Genomic DNA, 22,714 nt, shown 5'->3' on the forward strand with positions numbered 1-22,714 from the left:
TTGAACTAATCGATAAGTCTCAGCAATGAGATTTTGAGTTAGTCATAAAAAAGCCGTTCTCTTAGAGGATGGCTTTTTTTGTGGGGGTGTGGAAGTGCTACATACGTGATAAAGCAAAAATAGAGTGCTTATTTTTCAAACACACTACCGGCTCACATCCACGTTTATTTGTTCTCATTGGTATTGTAATCTGTGACGTTGCTTGCTATATTAACGCTGCTTCTTATAAGCCGTGCAGGTTAGCGGTTTTGACAAAAGACTGACTGACAAACAGCAGTCTGGTATAAGAGGCAAGTTAGGGTAATAAAACAATTTTACCGCTAAGGGCTTGCATTTTATGCTAAATATTGTATAATGCTGTCCTTTACACCCATAGGCGATTGGCTCAATTGGTAGAGCATCGGTCTCCAAAACCGAGGGTTGTAGGTTCGAGTCCTACATCGCCTGCCATCTTCTTATCATTTCTTTGTTGTACCTCACCATCTCCGAAGCGAGTTCTTTATGAGCAATAATCAAGATAACCTCGAGACTAAGTTATCTGATGCCAAGGCGGTTGCTGGTGGAATGCTGTCTAAAGATAAGCATGTTTCAGCGGGTAATAATTCTGCTGTTGAAGTTGCTAAGACGGGCTCAATAAAAGATTTGATTTTGTGGCTTCTTGCCGCAGTGCTTTTGATAGGCGCAACGTTAGTTAATCAGTATTTACCCGGTTATTGGCAACCCGCCAATGATGTCTGGGTACGTATTGGTATCATCGTTGCCCTCATTGTAGTTGCAGTTGTGTGCTTGGCGTTAACGCATCAAGGTCGCGCTTTTAAAATATTGTTAAAAGACGCCGCTGTTGAGCTTCGCCGAGTGACATGGCCAAGTAAAGACGAAACCTTCCAATACACATGGCAAGTTATTGTCGTGATTGCTATTGTCGGGTTTTTCGTGTGGTTACTAGATAACTTTTTTAATTGGTTCGTTGGCATATTTATTGGTTAAGTGTTTTGAAGTTGATCGTGTATTACGATTGCCTTTCATTTAAATACTGCCACTCAAATTTTTACTTATAACGATTAGGAGCGTGATATGCGTTGGTATATTGTCCAAGCGTTTTCAGGATATGAAAAACAAGTACAACGTTCATTAACTGATCGTATTAATCGTAGTGACTTCGCTGAGTCGTTCGGTGATGTGTTGGTTCCTACTGAAGAAGTCGTTGAAATGAAAGACGGCAAAAAACGTAAGAGCGAGCGTAAGTTCTTTCCAGGATACGTATTGATCCAGATGGACATGAACGATAATACTTGGCACATCGTTAAAGACTGCCCACGTATTATGGGCTTTGTAGGTGGCACACCTGAAACGCCAGCGCCCATTACGCAAGTAGAAGCCGATCGTATCTTAAATCGTCTCAATCAGACTGAAACTGACCCACGTCCTAAGACGCTATTTGAGCCAGGCGAAGAATTGTTGGTTATTGATGGTCCATTCACTGACTTTAAAGGGTTGGTAGAGAAAGTGGACTATGAGAAATCTAAGCTACATCTAACGGTAAACGTATTTAATCGACCGACTCAGGTTGAGCTTGAGTTTAGTAAAGTTGAGAAACTGGACTAAACCCGCAAAAATTTCATCAACCGGGGAGCTGTTAATCCGCACTGTGTCTACACAGGATTGATTTGGCGCTATCACCCATTTAGGAGAGTATCATGGCTAAGAAGATTGATGGTTACATCAAACTGCAAGTGCCTGCAGGCAAAGCAAATCCTTCACCACCTATTGGTCCAGCATTGGGTCAAAAAGGCGTGAACATCATGGCGTTCTGTAAAGAATTTAACGCTGCAACCTCAGGTCAAGAGCCGGGTCTACCGATTCCAACTGAGATCACTGTATACAGCGATAAGTCTTTTACCTTCATCATGAAATCACCACCAGCTGCGTACTTACTACGTAAGGCTGCTGGTATTGCTAAAGGTTCAGGTACACCAAACACCGCTAAAGTCGGTAAAGTTGATCGTGCGCAATTAGAAGAAATCGTTAAGACCAAAGATGCAGATTTAACTGCTGCTGATCTTGATGCTGCTGTCCGTACCATCGCTGGTACCGCTCGTTCAATGGGTATTACCGTGGAGGGTGTATAATGTCTAAGCTAACCAAACGTCAAAAAGAAATTCAAAGCCGTATTGATAATGAAAAACAATACACTATGGAAGAAGCCGTTCAAATCTTAAATGATTTACCTGCGCTAAAATTCAAAGAGTCTATTGATATCGCAGTAAACTTGGGCGTTGACCCACGTAAATCTGATCAAGTGGTTCGTGGCGCTACCAACCTACCTGCTGGTACTGGTAAAACCAAACGCGTTGCTGTATTTGCTCAAGGCGCTGCTGCTGAAGCCGCTAAAGAAGCTGGTGCAGACATCGTTGGTTTTGAAGATCTTGCAGAAGAAATCAAAGCTGGCAACATGGACTTTGATGTTGTTATCGCCGCTCCTGATGCGATGCGTGTTGTTGGTCAGTTGGGTACGATCCTAGGTCCACGTGGCCTGATGCCTAACCCAAAAGTCGGTACAGTAACGCCAAACGTTGCTGAAGCTGTGACAAACGCGAAAGCTGGTCAAGCACAGTACCGTGTAGATAAAGCGGGTATTATTCATACCACTATCGGTCAAGTTGGTTTTACTGCTGAGCAAGTAATCCAAAATGCTGAAGCACTAATTACCGATCTAAAACGTGCTAAACCTGCTACTTCTAAAGGTACTTTCATCAAGAAAATCACCTTGTCTAGCACGATGGGTCCTGGTCTAAGTATTGACCCAGTTCCATATCGCACAGCAAAATAATTAAGTATGTGCCTTTATTTGACAATTTCAAATAAAGGCGACAAAAGTCTTTTAAAGAATTAGGTCAGTGTAGCACACGCTATGCTGTCTAAGACCGTAGGTAGAGAGCGGTTTTGCGTTATTAATAGTGATCTTTGGATTATTAGTAATAACCACGAGCTGCTTTTGTTAATCGACAAAAGATGAAAATCTTAGTTGTCCTACGCAGACGGTGACCCACCCAGTTGTTGATAAGAGCCGATAGTTCAATCTATCACTTGATGTCATTCTGATAACGGTGCCGTAATCAGTCGTTATGAGTAGATTTTATTTTTATATTATTTACAAATAACGTGTCGTATCAAGTCAGTCTAAGCCAGACGTTTAATACGTGAAAACTTAGGTTTTTAAGTATTGAAGTACTGAGCTGATTGATAAGATTAAAGGAGTCAACTTATGGCATTAACGCTAGAGCAAAAACAACAAGTTGTGGCTGAAGTGTCTGAAGTTGCGGCTAATGCTTACTCAGCAGTAGCTGCCGAATATCATGGTATTGGTGTTGCAAAGCTTACTAAGCTGCGCGAACAAGCCCGTGAGAAAGGCGTGGTTTTGAAAGTGGTAAAAAATACCCTAGCAAAACGCGCTTTTGAAGGCACTAAGTTTGAGAGCATGTCAGACCGTATGACTGGTCCATTACTTTTGGCTTTCTCTATGGAAGATTTGGGATCTGCAGCTCGAGTCGTTTTCGACTTTAGCAAAGAGAACAAAGCTTTAGAGACCAAATTGGTATCAGTCGGTGGTGAAGTTTATGGTCCAGAAGAGCTAGAGCGCGTATCGAAGCTACCAACTCGCGACGAAGCAATCTCTATCTTGATGGCTACTATGAATGCACCAGTGACCAAGCTTGTCCAGACTATGAACGCTGTTCCTGGCAAGTTCGTTCGCACGGTAGCGGCAATCAAAGACGCAAAAGAAGCTGCTTAATTGCTTGTTTTAACGTAACTTTGACATCGCTGGTTACATTTTTTTGTCAACCCTATTTTTAAATTTGGCAAGTAATCAAAGCGATATTAAAATCAATTAATTTTTATCAGATAACGGAGAGTTCTCATGGCACTATCTAAAGATGATGTGTTAAACGCAATCGCTGAAATGTCAGTAATGGATATCGTTGAATTAATCAGCGACATGGAAGAAAAATTCGGCGTAACAGCTGCTGTTGCTGCTGCACCTGCTGCTGCTGGTCCTGCTGCTGCTGCTGCTGAAGAAAAAGACGAGTTTGACGTTGTTCTTGCCAGCTTTGGCGAGAAGAAAGTTGGCGTAATTAAAGCCGTACGTGAAGCTACTGGTCTTGGCCTAAAAGAAGCGAAAGATTTGGTTGAAAGTGCTCCAGCACCAATCAAAGAAGGCGCATCTAAAGCTGAAGCTGAAGAGTTGAAAAAGAAACTTGAAGAAGCTGGTGCAACTGTTGAACTAAAATAAGTTTAACGCTGTACGAAAAAAAAGCTGGTAATGCCTTGCATTGCCAGCTTTTTTTTACTATAATTCGTAGCTTGACCTTTTGTGTCTGCCAACATACGTATGCAACATCACGGTGGATACCCATCAAAAGGACAGACGATATACATGCAAGCACACATGCCAGTTTTTGAAATCAGTTAATATGAGCTAAACGTCCGTAGATGTTTGGCATTTTTTTGTGTCTGCATGCTTTCCCATTAACACTATAGTTTATACTGATTCTAAAAGTTATAGTTATCCCTATTATTAATTCTAAAAAGCTACTGATCTTAGGTTATCCATTTAGCATGGTTTGCTGTCAGTATGTAGCCTTGTAGACGGTACCCGTCAGTGATGACATGAGTTTTCCATGACGAGCTGTCTAAATGCAAAATGGGGCTTGATGACAGATAGCTTGGAAAAATCCGAGTAGTCATATTTTTTTGTAAGGTTGTTTGTGACTGATGCCGTAAGGGCAATAGACTGTATGATATTGAATTTTTTGGTATGCGTAGTCATATAGACTTATTTACATACCGATTATATGATTAAGTGCAGTGTGCTAAACAAGCACTGATTAGTAAAGTAGTCGTTGATAAAAAGATATGAGTTGAACACGAACACCCGTTTTATATTATCGTTTACGTCGCTAAGTTTGCATTGTATTTATGCAGGTTGGCCGCGCTTTTAATTTGTTTCCACGTTTACTGTAAGGACTCTCGATGGCATATTCTTATACTGAAAAAAAGCGTATTCGCAAAAGTTTTGCTGAATTGCCCACTGTGATGGACATTCCCTATTTGCTGTCTATCCAAGTAGATTCTTATGAGCAATTTTTGCAAGAGCATAAAAAGCCAAAAGCTCGTGAGAATACTGGTTTGCAAGCTGCGTATTCCTCTATTTTCCCAATTGAGAGTCACTCTGGTAATGCTGAGTTACAATTTGTTGAGTACTATTTAGGTACGCCAGAATTTGATGAGCGCGAGTGTATCTTGCGCGGTTCAACGTTTGCTGCGCCTATGCGTGTCAAAATCCGCTTAATCATCAAAGATAAAGACAGTAAAGACAAAGACAGTAAAGCTGCGATCAAAGACATCCGTGAACAAAGCGTTTACATGGGTGAGATCCCGTTGATGACAGCGAACGGTACCTTTATTATCAATGGTACTGAGCGTGTCATCGTATCACAGCTACATCGTTCACCAGGTGTCTTCTTTGATCATGATAAAGGCAAGTCACACTCAAGTGGTAAAGTACTGTATAACGCCCGCATCATCCCTTACCGTGGCTCATGGTTAGATTTTGAATTTGATGCGAAAGATTTAGTATTTGCTCGTATTGACCGTCGTCGTAAGCTATTGGCTTCTATCATTCTGCGGGCACTGGGTCTGACGACTTCTGAAATCTTAGATCTGTTCTTTGATAAAGTAAGCGTTTACAAAGGCGAAGAGCAGTTTGAGATTGATCTGGTGGCTGATCGCTTGCGTGGCGAGATGGCACAGTTTGATATTGTTTCACCTGAAGGTGAGGTGATTGTTGAGCAAGGCAAGCGTATTAATGCACGCCGTATTCGTCAGCTTGAAGAAGCAGGTATGACGAAGATTGCTGTGCCTGATGAATATCTCTATGAGCGTATTTTGGCGGAAGATATCGTCGTGAATGATGAAGTCATCGCTCGCGCCAACACGCTCATTGATCATGAACTATTGGTTAAATTAAACTCGTTTGAAGCCAGTGGCGCTATTAAAGAGTTCAGCATTCTATTCACGAATGACATCGATCAGGGTAGTTATATCGCAGATACGCTACGTGCTGACAGTACGTCAACCCGTGAAGAAGCGCTGATTGAAATCTATAAAGTCATGCGTCCAGGTGAGCCACCAACGGTTGAGACGGCTGAAAAATTATTTGAAAGCATGTTCTTTAATGCCGATCGTTATGACTTATCAAATGTCGGTCGTATGAAGTTCAACCGCCGCCTTGGTTTAGAGTTTGATAATACGGATGATCCGGATGTTCAACGCGAACGCAGTGTGTTAACCAACGAAGACATCGTTAATGTCCTAAAAGAGCTGATTGAAATTCGTAATGGTCGCGGTGATGTTGATGATATTGACCATCTTGGTAACCGCCGTATTCGCTCAGTAGGTGAGATGGCAGAAAACCAATTCCGTGTTGGTCTAGTACGTGTTGAGCGTGCGGTCAAAGAACGTTTAAGCTCAGCGGAATCAGATAACTTGTCGCCACAAGATTTGATTAACTCTAAGCCAGTTGCGGCTGCGGTGAAAGAATTCTTTGGTTCAAGCCAGTTGTCACAGTTTATGGATCAGAACAACCCGTTGTCTGAAGTTACCCATAAGCGCCGTGTATCAGCACTAGGTCCTGGTGGTCTGACGCGTGAACGTGCAGGCTTTGAAGTACGTGACGTACATGATACGCATTATGGCCGTGTCTGCCCGATTGAGACTCCTGAAGGTCCAAACATCGGTCTGATCAACTCACTAGCGACATTTGCTAAAACCAACAGCTTTGGTTTCTTAGAAACGCCTTATCGCCGTGTGGTTAATGGTCAAGTGACCGATGAGATCGAGTATCTATCAGCGATTGAAGAAGTGGGTACGGTCATTGCACAGGCCGACTCCCCAATGACCAAAGACGGCGCGTTAAGTGACGAGATGGTTAGTGTACGTAGCTATGGTGAATTTGTTCGTATGCCAGCTGACAAAGTGACGCATATGGATGTGTCGCCAAGCCAGGTTGTATCGGTCGCAGCAGGTCTGATTCCATTCCTAGAGCATGATGATGCTAACCGTGCCTTGATGGGCTCGAACATGCAGCGTCAGGCTGTTCCTACGCTACGTGCTGATAAGCCGTTAGTAGGTACTGGTATGGAGCGTCACGTTGCTCGTGACTCTGGTGTTTGTGTGATCGCTAAGCGTGGCGGTGTGATCGAAGATGTTGATGCGTCACGTATTGTCGTTCGTGTCAACGAAGACGAGATGACTGCTGGTGAAGCGGGTATTGATATCTATAACTTGATTAAATACACACGCTCTAACCAAAACACCTGTATCAACCAACGTATCATTGTTAACCAAGGCGACGAGATTGCCTTAGGTGATATCTTAGCTGATGGTCCATCAACGGATCTTGGTGAGCTAGCACTTGGTCAGAATATTCGCATCGCATTTATGCCGTGGAATGGTTACAACTTCGAAGATTCAATCTTGCTGTCTGAAAAAGTGGTGAAAGAAGATCGTTTTACCACCATTCATATCCAAGAATTGACGTGTGTGGCTCGTGATACCAAGCTAGGTACAGAAGAGATTACAGCTGATATTCCAAACGTTGGTGAAGCAGCACTATCAAGCCTTGATGAAGCAGGTATCGTCTATATCGGTGCTGAAGTTGACGCTGGTGATATCTTAGTTGGTAAAGTGACGCCAAAAGGTGAAACGCAACTAACGCCAGAAGAGAAACTACTCCGGGCTATCTTTGGTGAAAAAGCGGCTGATGTGAAAGACACGTCACTACGTGTACCGACTTCTAGTAAAGGTACGGTTATTGATGTACAGGTCTTCACCCGTGACGGCGTCGAAAAAGACGCGCGTGCAAGAGCGATTGAAAAGTCGCAACTTGACAGCTACCGTAAAGATTTAAAAGAAGAGCTACGCATCTTTGAAGAGGCGGCTCGTGGTCGTATTGGTACGCTGTTAGATGGTCAAAAAGTCAGTGGCGGTGCGGGTCTAAAAGCTGGTACGGTGATGGCATTGGCTGATATGAAAGACATGAGCCTTGAGACGTTATTGGATATTCAACCAGTAGAAGAGGAAATCTCTGAGCGTCTCACGCAAATCGCTGATTACTTGGTTGATAAGCAAAAAGACATCGATGTGAAATTTGCTGAGAAAAAGCGCAAATTGACCGCTGGTGATGACTTGCAACATGGCGTACAAAAAATCGTTAAGGTTTATCTAGCGGTTAAGCGTCGTATTCAGCCGGGTGATAAAATGGCTGGTCGTCATGGTAACAAAGGTGTGGTATCGCGCATCATGCCAGTTGAAGACATGCCTTATGATGAAAATGGTAATACCGTTGACATCGTATTGAACCCACTGGGTGTACCATCTCGTATGAACATCGGTCAGGTTCTAGAGACGCATTTGGGAATGGCAGCAAAAGGCTTGGGCGAGAAGATTGACGGTATGCTCAAATCTCAAGCAGCGATCAAAGAGCTACGTGACTTCTTGGACAAAATCTATAACCAAGTCGGCGGTGAGCAAGTTGATCTTGATAGCTTGAGTGATGATGACATCATGGCGCTAGCAGACAACCTACGTGGCGGTGTACCGATGGGTACGGCAGTATTTGACGGCGCAAGAGAAAGCCAAGTCAAAGACTTGCTAGAGCTTGCTGGTATGGATCGCGATGGTCAGCAAACCTTATATGATGGTCGTACTGGTCAGAAATTTGACCGTAAAGTGACGGTTGGCTACATGTACATGCTCAAATTGAACCATTTGGTTGATGACAAAATGCATGCGCGTTCAACGGGTTCTTACTCACTAGTCACGCAGCAGCCACTTGGCGGTAAAGCTCAGTTTGGTGGTCAGCGCTTTGGTGAGATGGAAGTGTGGGCACTAGAAGCTTATGGTGCGACCTATACGTTGCAAGAGATGTTGACTGTGAAGTCAGATGACGTTGAAGGCCGTACCCGTATGTACAAAAACATTGTTGATGGTGAGCAGTACATGGATCCAGGTATGCCTGAATCGTTTAACGTATTGACCAAAGAAATCAAATCACTGGGTATTAATATTGAGTTAAAACAAAGCAACTAACCCCGTTGTTTAACTTAGTTGTCCACTAAAGGCAGCCTGCTTTATTGCTGCTGCTTTTAGTGATTTGTCTCAACCCTATTCATTGCCTTCATTCATCTTATCTGCGTCAATAGATTGCAGTCAGATGATTATAAAGATAACGGAGAAGCAACTTGAAAGATTTACTCGATATCATGCAAAGCCCTGCCGGCAACGGTAATCAAGAGTTTGATAGCATTCAAATTACTTTAGCCTCACCTGACGTGATCAAATCATGGTCACATGGCGAAGTAAAAAAGCCTGAAACCATTAACTATCGCACGTTTAAGCCTGAACGTGATGGTCTGTTTTGTGCCAAGATTTTTGGCCCAGTAAAAGATTTTGAATGTCTATGTGGTAAGTACAAGCGCCGTAAGTTCCAAGGCGTTATCTGTGAAAAATGTGGTGTTGAAGTCACCACCGCTAAAGTCCGCCGTGATCGTATGGGTCATATTGACCTAGCCAGTCCTGTGGCACATATTTGGTTTTTAAAGTCATTACCTAGCCGCATCGGTCTATTGCTAGACATGACGCTTCGTGATATTGAGCGCGTACTGTATTTTGAAAGCTACATCGTCACTGAGCCTGGCCTGACTTCTTTAGAAAAGTACCAGTTGCTGGATGATGAAGATTATTACAAAGCCCTAGAAGAATTTGGTGACGAATTCACGGCCAAAATGGGTGCTGAGGCGGTTCAAGACTTATTAAAAGATATCGACATGGATATCGAAATTGATGAGCTGCGTGAAGCGATTCCGCAAACAGGTTCTGAGACTAAGCTTAAAAAGATGTCTAAGCGTCTTAAACTGTTAGAAGCGTTCCGCGATTCTAATAATAAGCCTGAGTGGATGGTAATGAACATCTTACCAGTACTACCACCAGATTTGCGTCCGCTAGTACCGCTAGAAGGCGGTCGTTTTGCGACATCAGATCTAAACGATCTTTATCGCCGCGTGATCAACCGTAACAACCGTCTAAAGCGTCTGCTTGAGCTGAGCGCGCCTGACATCATCGTACGTAACGAAAAGCGTATGTTGCAAGAATCAGTGGATGCGTTGCTTGATAACGGTCGCCGCGGTCGTGCAATTACCGGCAGTAACAAGCGTCCATTAAAATCTTTGGCTGATATGATCAAAGGTAAACAAGGTCGTTTCCGTCAAAACTTACTTGGTAAGCGTGTTGACTATTCTGGTCGTTCGGTCATCGTTGTTGGTCCAACACTACGTCTGCATCAGTGTGGTCTACCGAAGAAAATGGCACTAGAATTATTCAAGCCATTTACTTATAACAAGCTATTGTCTCATGGCCTCGCGACCACGATTAAAGCGGCCAAAAAGATGGTAGAGCGTGAAGAGCCACAAGTGTGGGACATGCTGGCCATGGTTATCCGTGAGCATCCAGTACTGCTTAACCGTGCGCCAACGCTTCACCGTTTGGGTCTACAGGCATTTGAGCCAGTATTGATCGAAGGTAAAGCGATCCAGTTGCATCCGCTTGTTTGTACCGCGTTCAACGCTGACTTTGATGGTGACCAAATGGCCGTTCACGTGCCATTGACACTAGAAGCACAGCTTGAGTCACGTGCCTTGATGATGTCTACCAACAACATCTTGTCACCTGCGAACGGTGATCCGATCATCGTACCATCACAGGATGTGGTACTAGGTCTGTATTACATCAGCCGTTCATCTATTAATGCTAAAGGCGAAGGCATGGTTTTTGCCACCGTCAATGAAGCATTGCGTGCGATTGGCTCAAACGATTTACATGTAAACGCTAAAATTAAAGTGCGTGCGACCGAAACGCATGTTGATGAAGATGGTAACGAAACCAAAGAAATCAGCATGAAAGAAACGGTTGCTGGTCGTCTACTTATCTGGAACATCATGCCTAAAGGTATGGCGTTTGATGAGTGTAACCAAGAGATGACGAAGAAAAATATCTCTCGTCTGATCAACTCTTGCTACCGTAAAGTCGGCGTGAAAGAAAGTGTCATGTTTGCTGACCAATTGATGTATCTTGGTTTTGCTCAAGCGACGCTATCTGGTGTGTCTATCGGTATCGATGACATGGTCATTCCACCGCTGAAAAAGCAAATCATTGAAGTGGCAGAAGGCGAAGTGCGCGAGATTGAAGATCAATTCGAGCAAGGTTTTGTGACCGCTGGTGAGCGTTATAACAAAGTGGTTGATATCTGGTCACGTACCAATGACAAAGTCGCAAAAGCGATGATGGACAACTTGGCGACCGATAAAGTCATCAACGCCCAAGGTGAAGAAGACGAGCAGAAGTCATTCAACTCAATCTTCATCATGTCAGACTCTGGTGCTCGTGGTAGTGCGGCTCAGATTCGTCAGCTCGCAGGTATGCGTGGTCTAATGGCGAAACCAGATGGCTCAATCATTGAGACACCCATTAAGGCTAACTTCCGTGAAGGTTTGACCGTACTACAGTACTTCATCTCAACTCACGGTGCGCGTAAAGGTCTAGCAGATACGGCACTGAAAACGGCTAACTCAGGTTACCTGACCCGTCGTTTGGTTGATGTGGCACAAGATTTGGTTATTACTAGTGATGACTGTGGCACAGAAGAAGGCTTGCTCATGAAGCCGCATATCCAAGGTGGTGAAATCATCGAGAAACTCGGTGAGCTAGTACTTGGGCGTGTGACTGCTCGTGATGTGACTTATAACGATGATGACTCAAAAGTCTTGATCCCAGCGGGTACCTTGATCGATGAGCATTGGGTAAATGTACTTGATAATAATGCGATCGATGACATCTGGGTACGCTCAGTCATTACTTGTGATGTTGAGCATGGCGTGTGTTCACAGTGCTATGGTCGTGATCTTGCCCGTGGTCATAAAGTGAATATCGGCGAGTCAGTCGGTGTCATGGCAGCGCAATCTATCGGTGAGCCTGGTACTCAGTTAACCATGCGTACTTTCCACGTGGGCGGGGCAGCAAGCTCAGCGTCTGTGGACAACAGCATCTCTGTACGTAATGCTGGTCAAGCGCATTTTGAAAACATGAAAACGGTACAACACACAGACGGTCACTTGGTCATCGTATCGCGTTCAGCGGAAATCGCCTTGACCGATGAGCTTGGTCGTGAGCGTGAGCGCTATAAAGTACCATATGGTTCAAGCGTACTTGTGAAAGATGAAGAGCAGGTCGAAGGCGGTCAAACCATCGCTAAATGGGATCCGCACACGCATCCTATTATTACAGAATTCGCTGGTACAGCACGTTTCAGTGATATCATTGATGGTTCAACGGCGACGGTCAAAGTCGACGATGCAACTGGTATGAGCTCATTTGAGATTCTAGCGACTCGTGACCGTTCAAGCTCAGCGAAAGACTTACGTCCTGCGATTATCTTGAACACTGACGAAGGCAAAGAAGTGGTTTACTTCTTACCAGCTGAGACCATCATTCGCGTCAGCGATGGTGAAAAAGTTGCAGCAGGTTCGATCTTGGGCCGTGTACCACAAGCATCTTCTGGTACCAAAGATATTACCGGTGGTCTGCCACGTGTGGCTGACTTGTTCGAAGCACGTCGTCCAAAAGATCATGCCATCATGGCAGAGATGACTGGTGTGGTGAGCTTCGGTAAAGAGACCAAAGGTAAAAACCGCTTCATTATTACCAATGAAGATGGTGAGGTTCATGAAGAGCTGATCCCGAAATGGCGTCAAATCAACGTCTTTGAAAACGAGACAGTAGCACGTGGTGAGATTATCGCTGATGGTCCACAAAACCCGCACGATATCCTACGTCTAAAAGGTCAGACTGCGCTTGCTGATTATATCGTTAACGAAGTACAGGACGTTTATCGTCTGCAAGGTGTAAAAATCAACGACAAGCACATCGAAGTTATTATTCGTCAGATGTTGCGTAAAGTTGAAATCACCGATGGCGGCGATTCAAGCCACTTCAAAGGCGATCAGGTAGAGTATGCGGATATCAAAGCATTGAATGCGAAGCTAGAAGCGGAAGATAAATTCCCAGTACAGTATGAGCGTCAATTGTTAGGTATCACCAAAGCCAGCTTGGCCACTGAAAGCTTTATCTCAGCGGCTTCGTTCCAGGAGACAACCCGTGTCCTAACTGCTGCTGCCGTGACTGGTAAAGTGGATGAGTTACGTGGCCTGAAAGAAAACGTGGTCGTTGGTCGCTTGATTCCTGCCGGTACTGGTCTTGCTTATCACAAGACACGTAAAGAAAAAGCGGATCAGAAACTACAAGATAAAGATCTGAATGCCGCCTTTGATATGGGCGCAAGCACGGATAGCAAAGATTTTGCTAGCTTTGATGAAGCCTTTGCTCAAGAGTTAAATCAAGACAATTAATCGTATTAACTGTTCTTGATACTTTCTTAATGTGATAAAAAAGCCAGCTTGCAAGCTGGCTTTTTTGCGTTTTTAAACATTTAAACCGTCAAAAAATTGATCCTAACTCTACATTTGGTAGGCTGAGTAGAGATGACGTGGTCACGTTGTAGTTCGGCTGTTATAATTTCTAAGAAAATCGGTCCAGTTAATAGTACACTTAGAGCATCACGTGATAAGTTATGACTGTACCAACTGGTCAGTGTTTATTGTCAATACAAGGATAAATAGCAAATGGCAGGTAAAACCCGTGTTGCCAAATATCAAGCAGATCGAACCAATCAAAAACTGTATTTCTGTCGTCTGTCCTGCCAAGCGGCAGGCAGTACCAATGACAAGCAACTGTATCAAGCGCACTGTGAGACCGCGATTTTTCATCTGCACGGCGCTTTTTTAGCATTCATACAAGAGCTTGGTCATTTTTATAGTCTAAACATGACAGCGCCCACATTAATAGATATCGAGCAAGCCTTAAGCGAGCGGACACAGGTGTCGCCGGAAATTCAGCGCTTGCAGCAGTTACAACAACAAGGTTTTCTGGCCAATATAGAGCGTGCTTATCAGCGCTGTTTATATGCGGTACCGCCCGATACTGTCGTTGATGAAAAGCCAAGTGGTGATACGGCGGGATCAGCGGATCTGATTGTCAATGTTGTGACTTTGTCAAACCAGTGGTTACCGGATGAGGCGACCATACGCGAATGGCGCCAGCAGCTTTTAGAGCTTATCGAGCAGTTACGTGCTGGTATGGTTGAGTTTTAGGAGGGATAGAATTTTTAAGGGTTAAAAAAAAGGCGTGTTTAGTGTTTACTAAACACGCCTTTTTTTAGTGTGAGTTGCCACCGTGCTTAACGGTATGATTTACTCGGGTATTGGCGGCATCTCATCAACGGGTGTCACCGAGAGTGGATTTTGCGGGGCACTATCATTATTACGGTTGTCACTTGATTTTGCTGCCTGTAGGTTACCTGTCTCTTCAGTTGCTTCAGGGGCTGATGGTTTACGCTGCTGAGTTTGGGTTTTGACGGGCTGTAAGGTGCTGGTGTCAGAAGCCTCATTATCACTCGCCACACCATCATCAGTCATTTCTATCACTTTTTGCTGCTGCTTTTGAGACTTTGAGCGGTTATTGATAGATACCCACTGATTCGGTGTGTCTTTGAGCTGAGCTTTCATAAAGTCCATCCAGACGGGCAAGGCTGCCACACCACCATACTCACGGCGGCCCATAGTGGCTGGTTGATCGAATCCCATCCATACCACGGTAACATTGGTAGGATGGAACCCTGCAAACCATGCGTCTTTAGCTTCGTTGGTTGTGCCGGTTTTGCCGCCGATATCATCACGACCCAGAGCTTTTGCTCGTACGGCTGTACCGCGTTGCACCACATCGCGTAAGATATCGGCCATCTCAAACGCTACTCTAGGCTTTAAGATTCTCGGGGCTTGTTTGGCCACTGTATGCTGCACAGCAGGCGCTTGTAAGCGATCTGCCTGTGGACTAGCATCAGTTACGTCTACATTGATTTGGGTGTTTTGGGCGTTTTCTTCATTGCTCTTTAATGCTTGGCTTTCAGCAGTTATTGCCGCATCAGTAGTACTGTTTTCGCCTTCATTTGACTGACGACGCTCTTCGATTAGCGTTTTATTGAGGGTTTCGAGCTGTTCGTTAAAACATAAAGAGCACGCTTGGCGCGGGTTGGCTTGAAATAACAGCTCATTCTTATAGTTATAAATTTGTTCAATAAAGTAAGGTTGTATGCGGTGACCACCATTGGCGAAGGTGGAGTAGGCCGTTGCCATCTGTAATGGCGTTGCTTGCCCTGCCCCTAGTGCTAATGACAACGTCGTCGGCAACTTCTCTTTATCAAGACCAAACTCATCCAACAGGCTGCGCACATCAGAGATACCGATGGCTTGTAGCAAGCGAATAGAAACCAGATTGCGAGACAAATACAGCCCGCGCCGTAGCGTGATGTCTCCTAAAAAACGTTCGTCAGAGTTTTTAGGTTTCCAGTCTCCTACTTGGATTGGGCGATCCGAGACAATACTGTCTGGACGATAGCCTTTTTCTAACGCCGCTGTATAGACGAGGGGTTTAATGGTTGAACCAGGTTGCCGCCAGCCTTGTAAGGCGCGGTTAAACTTACTATGGTTAAAGTCAAATCCACCGACCAAGGCATTTACCGCCCCAGTTTCTGGATCTAAGGAGACCAGACTGCCTTGTATGTTTGGTATTTGACTCAGCTGCCAACTGCCATTAGCGGTAGGTATCACTCGAATGATATCGTTTTGACTGACAATTTGACTGGCGCTCGTAGGAGGGTAGCCGATACGATCAGCAGAAATGTATTTGGCGGCCCAGCTCATCTCAGGCCAGTTAACAGTTATATTTTTACCTGATTGCAAGGTTGCATCAAAGCTTTGAGCGCGAACCTCAGTGACTTTGGCAGGATACATATTGCTATAACGGCGGAAATTCTCTAAAGGCTCGTCATTTGCTTCTGCCCCGCGCCAGCCGTGACGATGCTCGTAAGCGACCAAGCCTGTTAGAATAGCCGCTTCTGCCGCTGTTTGTGCTTCGCTATCTACGGTAAGACGTACGCGCCAACCACTGTGCATCACTTGCTCACCGTAGCGTTCGACCAAGGTAGCGCGAGTCATTTCTGCCAAATATGGCATATTAACGTCAAGCTTCTCTTGATAAAGGTTGATACCTACTGGTGAATTAACGGCTTCGTCATATTGAGCTTTGGTGATATAGCCTAGCTCGTGCATACGGCCAATGATCCAGTTGCGACGAGTCAGCGCGCGGCTAGGATTGGCCACAGGGTTGTATTTAGATGGCGCTTTTGGCAGACCGGCCAACATGGCCATCTCAGCAATAGTCAGATTTTCTAGTGATTTACTGTAGTATTTTTTGGCAGCAGCGCGGACGCCATAAGCGCCTTCACCCAAGTAGATTTTGTTGACATAAAGCGTCAAGATCTCATTTTTACTGAGTTCATCTTCGATCTTACGAGCCAAGAACAGTTCAGTCAGCTTACGATTTAGGGTGCGTTCTGGACTCAAAAAGTAATTTTTGGCCACCTGCATGGTGATGGTAGAGCCACCTGTTTGGCTATCATCATCAGTCACCACTTCGGTAACCGCACGGCCAAGACCCTTAATACTAATACCACTGTGCTGAAAAAAAGAGGCATCTTCTGCCGCTAAAAAAGCATGGGTGAGATCTTCAGGAATCTCATCAAAGGTAACAGGGAGCGATAAGCGATTGCCGTATTGACCGATTAATTTATCGTCACTACTATAAACCTGTAATGGCATCTCAAGATTTGCTGTCTTAATCTCTTGTGTGCTAGGCAAAGTAGGGGATAAATACATTGCCATACCGTAAAAACCGATAGGCACAGCAAGCGCTAAAACCACTGCTAACGCTAAGCAGGCGATAAAAAGTCCCACTAAAAAATGAATGAGACGTGCGGTAGCAATTTTTTTGGTCATAGTAAGGCTTATCAATTAAAATTTGCAACAGGTAAGGCATTATACCTTGAACAAAATAAGAGGTCATAATAAATGTGTAAGTTAGCCTTAACAGCCAATTTAAACGCTTGAATCTATCTATTAAGTAAAGTATTGTGTTCAATTATTACAAATAACTATCAAAGTGTACACTTAATATAAGGTATAGAGCTTGTGAGGCTATTTACTTCCAAAAGTCAACATTTGATTGGCGTGGATATTTGTGCCACCTCAGTAAAGTTGGTTGATATACAGCGCCAACAGGGCATGTTTCACTTAAAATCTTATGGTATAGAAGGACTTCCGGAAGGAGTAGTCGTCGATAAGCTTTTAGTAGACACTGAAGCGGTTGGCAATGTGATTGCGACTTTGGCTAGGCGATGTCAGGCGACGGGTAGTCAGGCCGCCACGGCAGTATCAGGATCCGCAGTAATTACTAAGATTATTGATATGGACGCGGCGTTAAGTGATGTTGAGCGTGAAGCTCAAATACGTTTGGATGCCGATCAATACGTGCCGTATCCTTTAGAAGACGTGAATTTGGATTTTGAGGTGTTAGGCCCGTCTTTGTTAAGTGATGAGATGGTACAAGTATTACTTGCGGCCTCGCGCTCAGAAAATGTCGATCAACGTGTCGATGCTTTAACTTTCGGTGGTATGCAAACCAAAGTGATGGATATTGAATCCCATGCGATTGAGCGTGCGTTTGGACTGATGGTTGATAACTTACCAAATAATCCAGAGTTGGTGGCCTTGGTAGATATCGGCCATAATCAAACGACTTTGTATGTTGCTAAGAATGGCGAGTTTATCTATAGTCGCGAGCAATTATTTGGTGGCGTACAGTTGACAGAAGCGATTCAAAACCGTTATGGGCTCACGGCTGAAGAGGCAGATATCAGTAAGCGTGAGCGCACCTTACCTGATGATTACTATATTGATGTACTAACCCCATTTATCGAAAATACCATTCAACAAATCACTCGTTCACTACAGTTTTATTTCTCCTCAAGCCAGTACAGTAGTATCGATCATGTGGTACTGGCTGGTGGCAGTAGCTCTATCGCTGGTCTGGCAGGCATGGCACAACAAAAACTTGGTGTGACGGTCAGTATCGCCAATCCGTTTGTCAATATGACCATTGCGCCAAATATCGACAATGAACAACTGGCTATTGAGGCACCAAGCTTGATGGCGGCGTGCGGTCTTGCGTTAAGGAGCTTTGACTAATGGCTCGTATTAACCTTTTACCTTGGCGACAAGAAGAGCGCGAACGTCGCAACAAAGAATTTATAACATTGGTGGTCGCGGTGACTTTGCTCACTCTGTTGGTCGCCTTTGCTTCGTGGAGCTATTTTAACAATGAGCTTGATGAACAGCTTGATGCCAACGCGTTGATCGAACAAGAAAATGCTCGTTTAGACACAGCCCTCACTGAGATTGATAGTCTGGAGCAGCGCCGTGAAGACATTATCTCACGTATGCAGGTGATCCAAGACTTGCAGGGTCGACGCCCTGTGCCAGTACGTTTGTGGGATGATCTTGCTAAAGCCATTCCCCCAGCATTGTACCTCAACAACCTCAAACGTGAAGGTGATACGCTCACTTTGACGGGTCTGGCAGACAACCCAAACGTAGTCTCAAGCTTGATTCGCAATCTTGATAACAGTAAGTGGATGGGTAACTCTGCGGTGAGTAACATTCAACAAAATATCAGTGCGTATGAAACAGCGCCAGCGCTTAATAATACGGTTACTGCTGGCGAGGCGCCGCGCCCTGTTTATCCTGAAGACAGTTATGTACAGTTTGTGGTAACGACGAAAGTGCAGTCAGAGACAGCCACATCTGCTGATGCTGAGCTGGGAGGTGATCTATGAAGCTTAGCCGCAAAAAAAGCCTGATCAAAACCAGAAAAACGGCGGTGACACCAAAGAAGCAGTTTGATCTAAATGAGTTTCGGCGCAGTTTTGAGTCTTTAGATTCCGAAAACTATGGCAGCTGGCCCCTTTCAGTAAAAATAACCGTTATTGGGCTTATCATTGTCTTTATAGCGGCACTAGCGTGGGCGCTACCGATTAGCAGCAAGATTGATGAGATCAGCGCTGCCGAAAGTCAGCAGCAGACCTTGCTTGAGAGCTACCGTGAAAAAGAGTCACGCGCGCGCCACTTAAAAGCGTATCAAGCACAAGTTATCCAAATGGAGACGGAATTCAACACCTTACTCGATCAGCTACCAAAAGATACCCGTGTGTCAGAGTTGGTAGAAGGGATCAATATGACAGGGGTGGGCAGTAACATCCGTTTTCAAGACATTTCCGTCGAACCTGAGATTGAGAACGAGTTCTTTATTGAGCAGCCTATTCGCATTGCAGCTTTAGGTGAATATCATCAATTTGGCAGCTTTATCAGTGGTCTTGCGGCCCTGCCACGAATTATTACCATGCACGACTTTGAGGTGAGTAATCCGCAGCCAACACTGGACGTCTTACCAGAGCTTAATCTGGTGCTACAAACCAAAACGTATCGCTCAAAAGAAGCGGCGCCTGAGGATGAAACTGGCGCTGCGACTGATAATGCAGGAGGCAACTAATGAGTAGCCACAAATTGCCCATGCTACTGGTGTTAAGCGTTACTGTGTTATCAATGACGGGTTGTACTGACCGTATTGCCATGGCAGAGCAAGCAATGACTGACATACGCAATCAGCCTGCACAGCCTATTGAGCCGCCGCCCAAGGCGGAGCTGGTAGAGGACTTCGTTTACAGTGCTAGTGCGCAGCGTAGTCCATTTTTGCCACCAAGTTTGGTCAATGTAGAAGGCCCGACTACCTCAATTGACGGTGTGCGCCCTGATATTACTAGGGTAAAAGAACCGCTTGAGCAGTATGAACTATCGCAACTGGTTTTTCGTGGTGTGGTGGTTTCCCCCGAGGGACAGCGCTATGCGCTGATACAACGTCCTGATGGCTCGGTTGCTAGTGTTAAAGTAGGTGATTATCTTGGATTAAATGACGGCCGTATTGTTGAAATCACGCCGACCCAGATTAATTTGATTGAAATTGTGCCAGACAGCCGTGCAGGGTTCATTGAAAAACCCCAGTCGCTGGTATCCCCCATAAGCTAAGTCGGCAGATTTTTTGAGGAATAAGTAATGACAGTACGCAATAACAAGGTAATGATGATGAGCAACCGCGTGTCCTCTGCTTTTGCCATTTCAGCATTGGCAATCAGCATGGTAGCAGTGAGTAACAGTGCCCATGCTGTACAGCGTATTAACAACGTCACTGTGGTACAAACAGCGCCCGCGGTGACGCAACTGCGTTTGGGCTTTGCAGGCTTACCAGTATTACCGGCGGCTTATCAGCTGGATGATCCTAGCCGTTTGGTACTAGATTTCGAACAAGTGCAAAACGGGCTGGCCAGTCGTTTCAATGAGTACAATGTTGGCGTGGTCAATGATGTTACGACGTTAAGTAGTGACAGTACCACGCGTCTTATCATTGGCCTCAAGCAGTCAGGCAATTATACGACAGCGATTGAGGGCAATGATTTGTTGCTGACCATTACGGATCCCAATCGTCCAGTCGTGACCAGCGACCCTATTCAAGACGTGCTCAACGACAGTGACGATCTGACGACCACAGCTGTTGTCACACCAATCGTTGAGACCAGTGTGGCGCCTGTGGCTGCCGTCCGCACCACCAGTCGGGCAGTAGAAAAAAAGACCGTACCAGCCGATACGATGGTGGTTAGAGTCAATCCTCTACTCAATCCGCAGCTTGCCGCGTCACAAGTGAGTAAGCAGTACAGTTATGATGGTCTAAGCGCGGTCAATTTTTCGGCCGGGAATGATGGTGGTGGCAATGTCAGTATCGCCCTTGCCAACGAAGCCATTCCTGTAGATGTACAACGCCAAGGTAATAAGCTGGTCGTACGTTTGACAGGCAGTACGGTTCCAAGAAATTTACTACGTCGATTAAATATTAATAGTGGTCTTGTTAGTAGTATTGATACCAAGAACCAAGGCCAAAACGGTGTCATCACTATCAATATGGTCGATGATTACGAGTATCAAGCTTACCAATCGGGCAATCAGTTAAACATCAGTATTAATAAGCCTGAACTGCTACGTGAGCCGACGCTTGAAGAAAAAGTGTATAGCGGTGAGCGACTGTCTATGGAGTTTCAAGACGTTGAGATTCGTAGCGTTTTAGATATTTTAGCGCAGTTTACCGAGATGAATATTGTTGCTAGTGATTCGGTGTCTGGTAATATCACCTTGCGCCTGATCAATGTCCCATGGGATCAAGCACTTGACATTATTTTGAAAAGTAAAAACCTAGGGAAACGTGAAAATGGGAATGTCATCTTGGTGGCGCCCGCGACTGAGCTTGCTGAACAAGAAGCACGTGAGCTTGAGGCACAGCAAGCAGTTGAGTCTTTTGCCCCCCTACGCACTGAGTACATTCGCTTAAGTTATGCAAAAGCCCAAGATGTACTGACTCTTATTTCTCAAGGTAGTGGCGCGTCTAGCGGTGGTAATAGTGGTATTGCCAATCGCGTTGACGACAATAATACGCTGTTATCCAATCGTGGAACGGTCACGGTCGATGAGCGCACCAATACGTTAATCATTAAAGATGTGGCTAAAAGTATTGAGAATATCCACAAATTAATCAGTAAAATCGACATTCCAGTCCGTCAGGTAATGATTGAAGCACGTATTGTTAGTGCCACTGATAGTTTTAGTAAAGAGATTGGGGTGCGTTGGGGTATCTTGTCAAATGGTGCGGCCAATAATCGTAATCTATTGGTTGGTGGTAGTAATCAAACATTGGCGGATCTAAAAGACTTTGACATAGAAACGACAACGGTCAATGGCCAAACGGTTTCTTACCCTTCTTATGATATTACCCGTCCTGACAATCTAAACGTGGATTTAGGGGTGGCCAACCCAGCGGGTAGTATCGCTTTTGGTTTGCTCAGTATGTCTGATGTGATGCTCGATCTTGAGCTGTCAGCATTGCAAGCCGACAACCGCGGTGAAGTGATCTCTACGCCAAAGATTTTGACCGCAGATAAGCAAACAGCGAAAGTGTCTTCTGGTACCCAGATTCCTTACCAAGAGGCATCCGCCAGTGGCGCCACGACGACCAGTTTTAAAGAGGCGGCACTCAGCCTAGAAGCCACACCAAACATCACGCCTGATGGTAAGATTGGTTTGCAACTGGTCATTACAAACGGCACACCAACTATTATTAACAATCAGGTCGCCATCGCTGAGGACTCTATTTCAACCAACGTTATTGTTGAAGACGGTCAAACGGTTGTACTGGGCGGTGTCTTTAAAAACCGTACCAATAACGGCGTCGATAAGGTGCCTTTTTTAGGAGATTTGCCGTATATTGGTCGTGCGTTCCGTCGTGATGTGCGCAGTAACAATAAAGAAGAGCTGTTGATATTTGTCACACCAAAATTAATCAACGATGGTATCAGTCGCTTGGATTAAGCCGTCTTTGATTGTTTTTTGTCCAAAAAAGCAAGCCGAAACGCTTGCTTTTTTTATGTATAAATTTTTAAAGTTTGCGAACAATAATCACAGCGCATTACTAGCCAGAATATCAATGACGTTGT

General features: G+C 44.8%; 15 protein-coding genes, 1 tRNA gene and 1 pseudogene. 16 read left to right on the plus strand and 1 reads right to left on the minus strand.

The annotated features are described in order from the left end of the window. Nucleotides 1-374 precede the first annotated feature (374 nt). From JFC06_RS01925 to JFC06_RS01975, 11 genes and pseudogenes are all read left to right on the plus strand, one after another. Nucleotides 375-450, plus strand: a tRNA-Trp gene (locus JFC06_RS01925). Nucleotides 451-501: 51 nt separating this feature from the next. Beyond that, nucleotides 502-987 carry a preprotein translocase subunit SecE gene (secE, locus tag JFC06_RS01930; protein WP_193006697.1) on the plus strand — a complete coding sequence of 162 codons (486 nt, stop codon included), beginning with the start codon at nt 502-504 and terminating at the stop codon, nt 985-987. An 87-nt stretch (nt 988-1,074) separates the two neighbouring features. After that, the gene (gene nusG / locus JFC06_RS01935; protein WP_193006698.1) at nt 1,075-1,605 is read left to right on the plus strand and encodes a transcription termination/antitermination protein NusG; all 531 of its coding nucleotides are present in this window, start codon (nt 1,075-1,077) and stop codon (nt 1,603-1,605) included. Nucleotides 1,606-1,697: 92 nt separating this feature from the next. Further along, nucleotides 1,698-2,129: a 50S ribosomal protein L11 gene (gene rplK, locus JFC06_RS01940; protein ID WP_193006699.1), complete on the plus strand. Its 432-nt coding sequence runs from the start codon at nt 1,698-1,700 to the stop codon at nt 2,127-2,129. Then, nucleotides 2,129-2,830, plus strand: coding sequence for a 50S ribosomal protein L1 (gene rplA, locus JFC06_RS01945; RefSeq protein WP_193006700.1), 702 nt, complete (start codon nt 2,129-2,131; stop codon nt 2,828-2,830). Before rplK ends, rplA begins: the two co-directional genes overlap by 1 nt. 109 nt (nt 2,831-2,939) lie before the next feature. Further along, nucleotides 2,940-3,002, plus strand: a pseudogene (locus JFC06_RS12445) (hypothetical protein); the annotation flags it as partial. A 263-nt stretch (nt 3,003-3,265) separates the two neighbouring features. Next, nucleotides 3,266-3,793 carry a 50S ribosomal protein L10 gene (gene rplJ, locus JFC06_RS01955; RefSeq protein WP_193006701.1) on the plus strand — a complete coding sequence of 176 codons (528 nt, stop codon included), beginning with the start codon at nt 3,266-3,268 and terminating at the stop codon, nt 3,791-3,793. A gap of 126 nt (nt 3,794-3,919) precedes the next feature. Continuing rightward, entirely contained in the window at nt 3,920-4,291 is a 372-nt protein-coding gene (rplL, locus tag JFC06_RS01960) for a 50S ribosomal protein L7/L12 (protein ID WP_057761722.1), read from the plus strand. A gap of 740 nt (nt 4,292-5,031) precedes the next feature. Then, a complete protein-coding gene (rpoB, locus tag JFC06_RS01965) occupies nt 5,032-9,150 on the plus strand; it encodes a DNA-directed RNA polymerase subunit beta (RefSeq protein ID WP_193006702.1) in 4,119 nt (1,372 codons plus the stop codon). A gap of 152 nt (nt 9,151-9,302) precedes the next feature. Next, entirely contained in the window at nt 9,303-13,520 is a 4,218-nt protein-coding gene (rpoC, locus tag JFC06_RS01970; protein ID WP_193006703.1) for a DNA-directed RNA polymerase subunit beta', read from the plus strand. 273 nt (nt 13,521-13,793) lie between these two features. Further along, entirely contained in the window at nt 13,794-14,321 is a 528-nt protein-coding gene (locus JFC06_RS01975) for a DUF6586 family protein (protein ID WP_198333789.1), read from the plus strand. Between the two features lie 99 nt (nt 14,322-14,420). Here the strand turns inward: JFC06_RS01975 and JFC06_RS01980 are convergent, their stop codons facing one another. Continuing rightward, nucleotides 14,421-17,063, minus strand: coding sequence for a PBP1A family penicillin-binding protein (locus JFC06_RS01980; RefSeq protein WP_198333790.1), 2,643 nt, complete (start codon nt 17,061-17,063; stop codon nt 14,421-14,423). 192 nt (nt 17,064-17,255) lie between these two features. Here JFC06_RS01980 and JFC06_RS01985 point away from each other — a divergent pair, with 192 nt between their 5' ends. From JFC06_RS01985 to JFC06_RS02005, 5 genes are read left to right on the plus strand one after another with little or no spacing between them, the layout of a single operon-like run. Continuing rightward, the gene (locus JFC06_RS01985) at nt 17,256-18,311 is read left to right on the plus strand and encodes a pilus assembly protein PilM (RefSeq protein WP_198333791.1); all 1,056 of its coding nucleotides are present in this window, start codon (nt 17,256-17,258) and stop codon (nt 18,309-18,311) included. Then, complete coding sequence (locus JFC06_RS01990; protein WP_198333792.1) at nt 18,311-18,958, plus strand: PilN domain-containing protein; 648 nt, start codon at nt 18,311-18,313, stop codon at nt 18,956-18,958. The genes JFC06_RS01985 and JFC06_RS01990 overlap by 1 nt, the downstream gene beginning before the upstream one ends. Next, entirely contained in the window at nt 18,955-19,671 is a 717-nt protein-coding gene (gene pilO, locus JFC06_RS01995) for a type IV pilus inner membrane component PilO (protein ID WP_198333793.1), read from the plus strand. The genes JFC06_RS01990 and pilO overlap by 4 nt, the downstream gene beginning before the upstream one ends. Further along, nucleotides 19,671-20,204: a pilus assembly protein PilP gene (locus JFC06_RS02000; protein ID WP_198333794.1), complete on the plus strand. Its 534-nt coding sequence runs from the start codon at nt 19,671-19,673 to the stop codon at nt 20,202-20,204. The genes pilO and JFC06_RS02000 overlap by 1 nt, the downstream gene beginning before the upstream one ends. Before the next feature lie 27 nt (nt 20,205-20,231). Next, nucleotides 20,232-22,589, plus strand: a complete 2,358-nt coding sequence (locus JFC06_RS02005; protein ID WP_198333795.1) for a type IV pilus secretin PilQ — start codon at nt 20,232-20,234, stop codon at nt 22,587-22,589. Nucleotides 22,590-22,714 lie beyond the last annotated feature (125 nt).

This window comes from Psychrobacter namhaensis, from assembly GCF_016107545.1.
Classification (GTDB): domain Bacteria; phylum Pseudomonadota; class Gammaproteobacteria; order Pseudomonadales; family Moraxellaceae; genus Psychrobacter; species Psychrobacter namhaensis.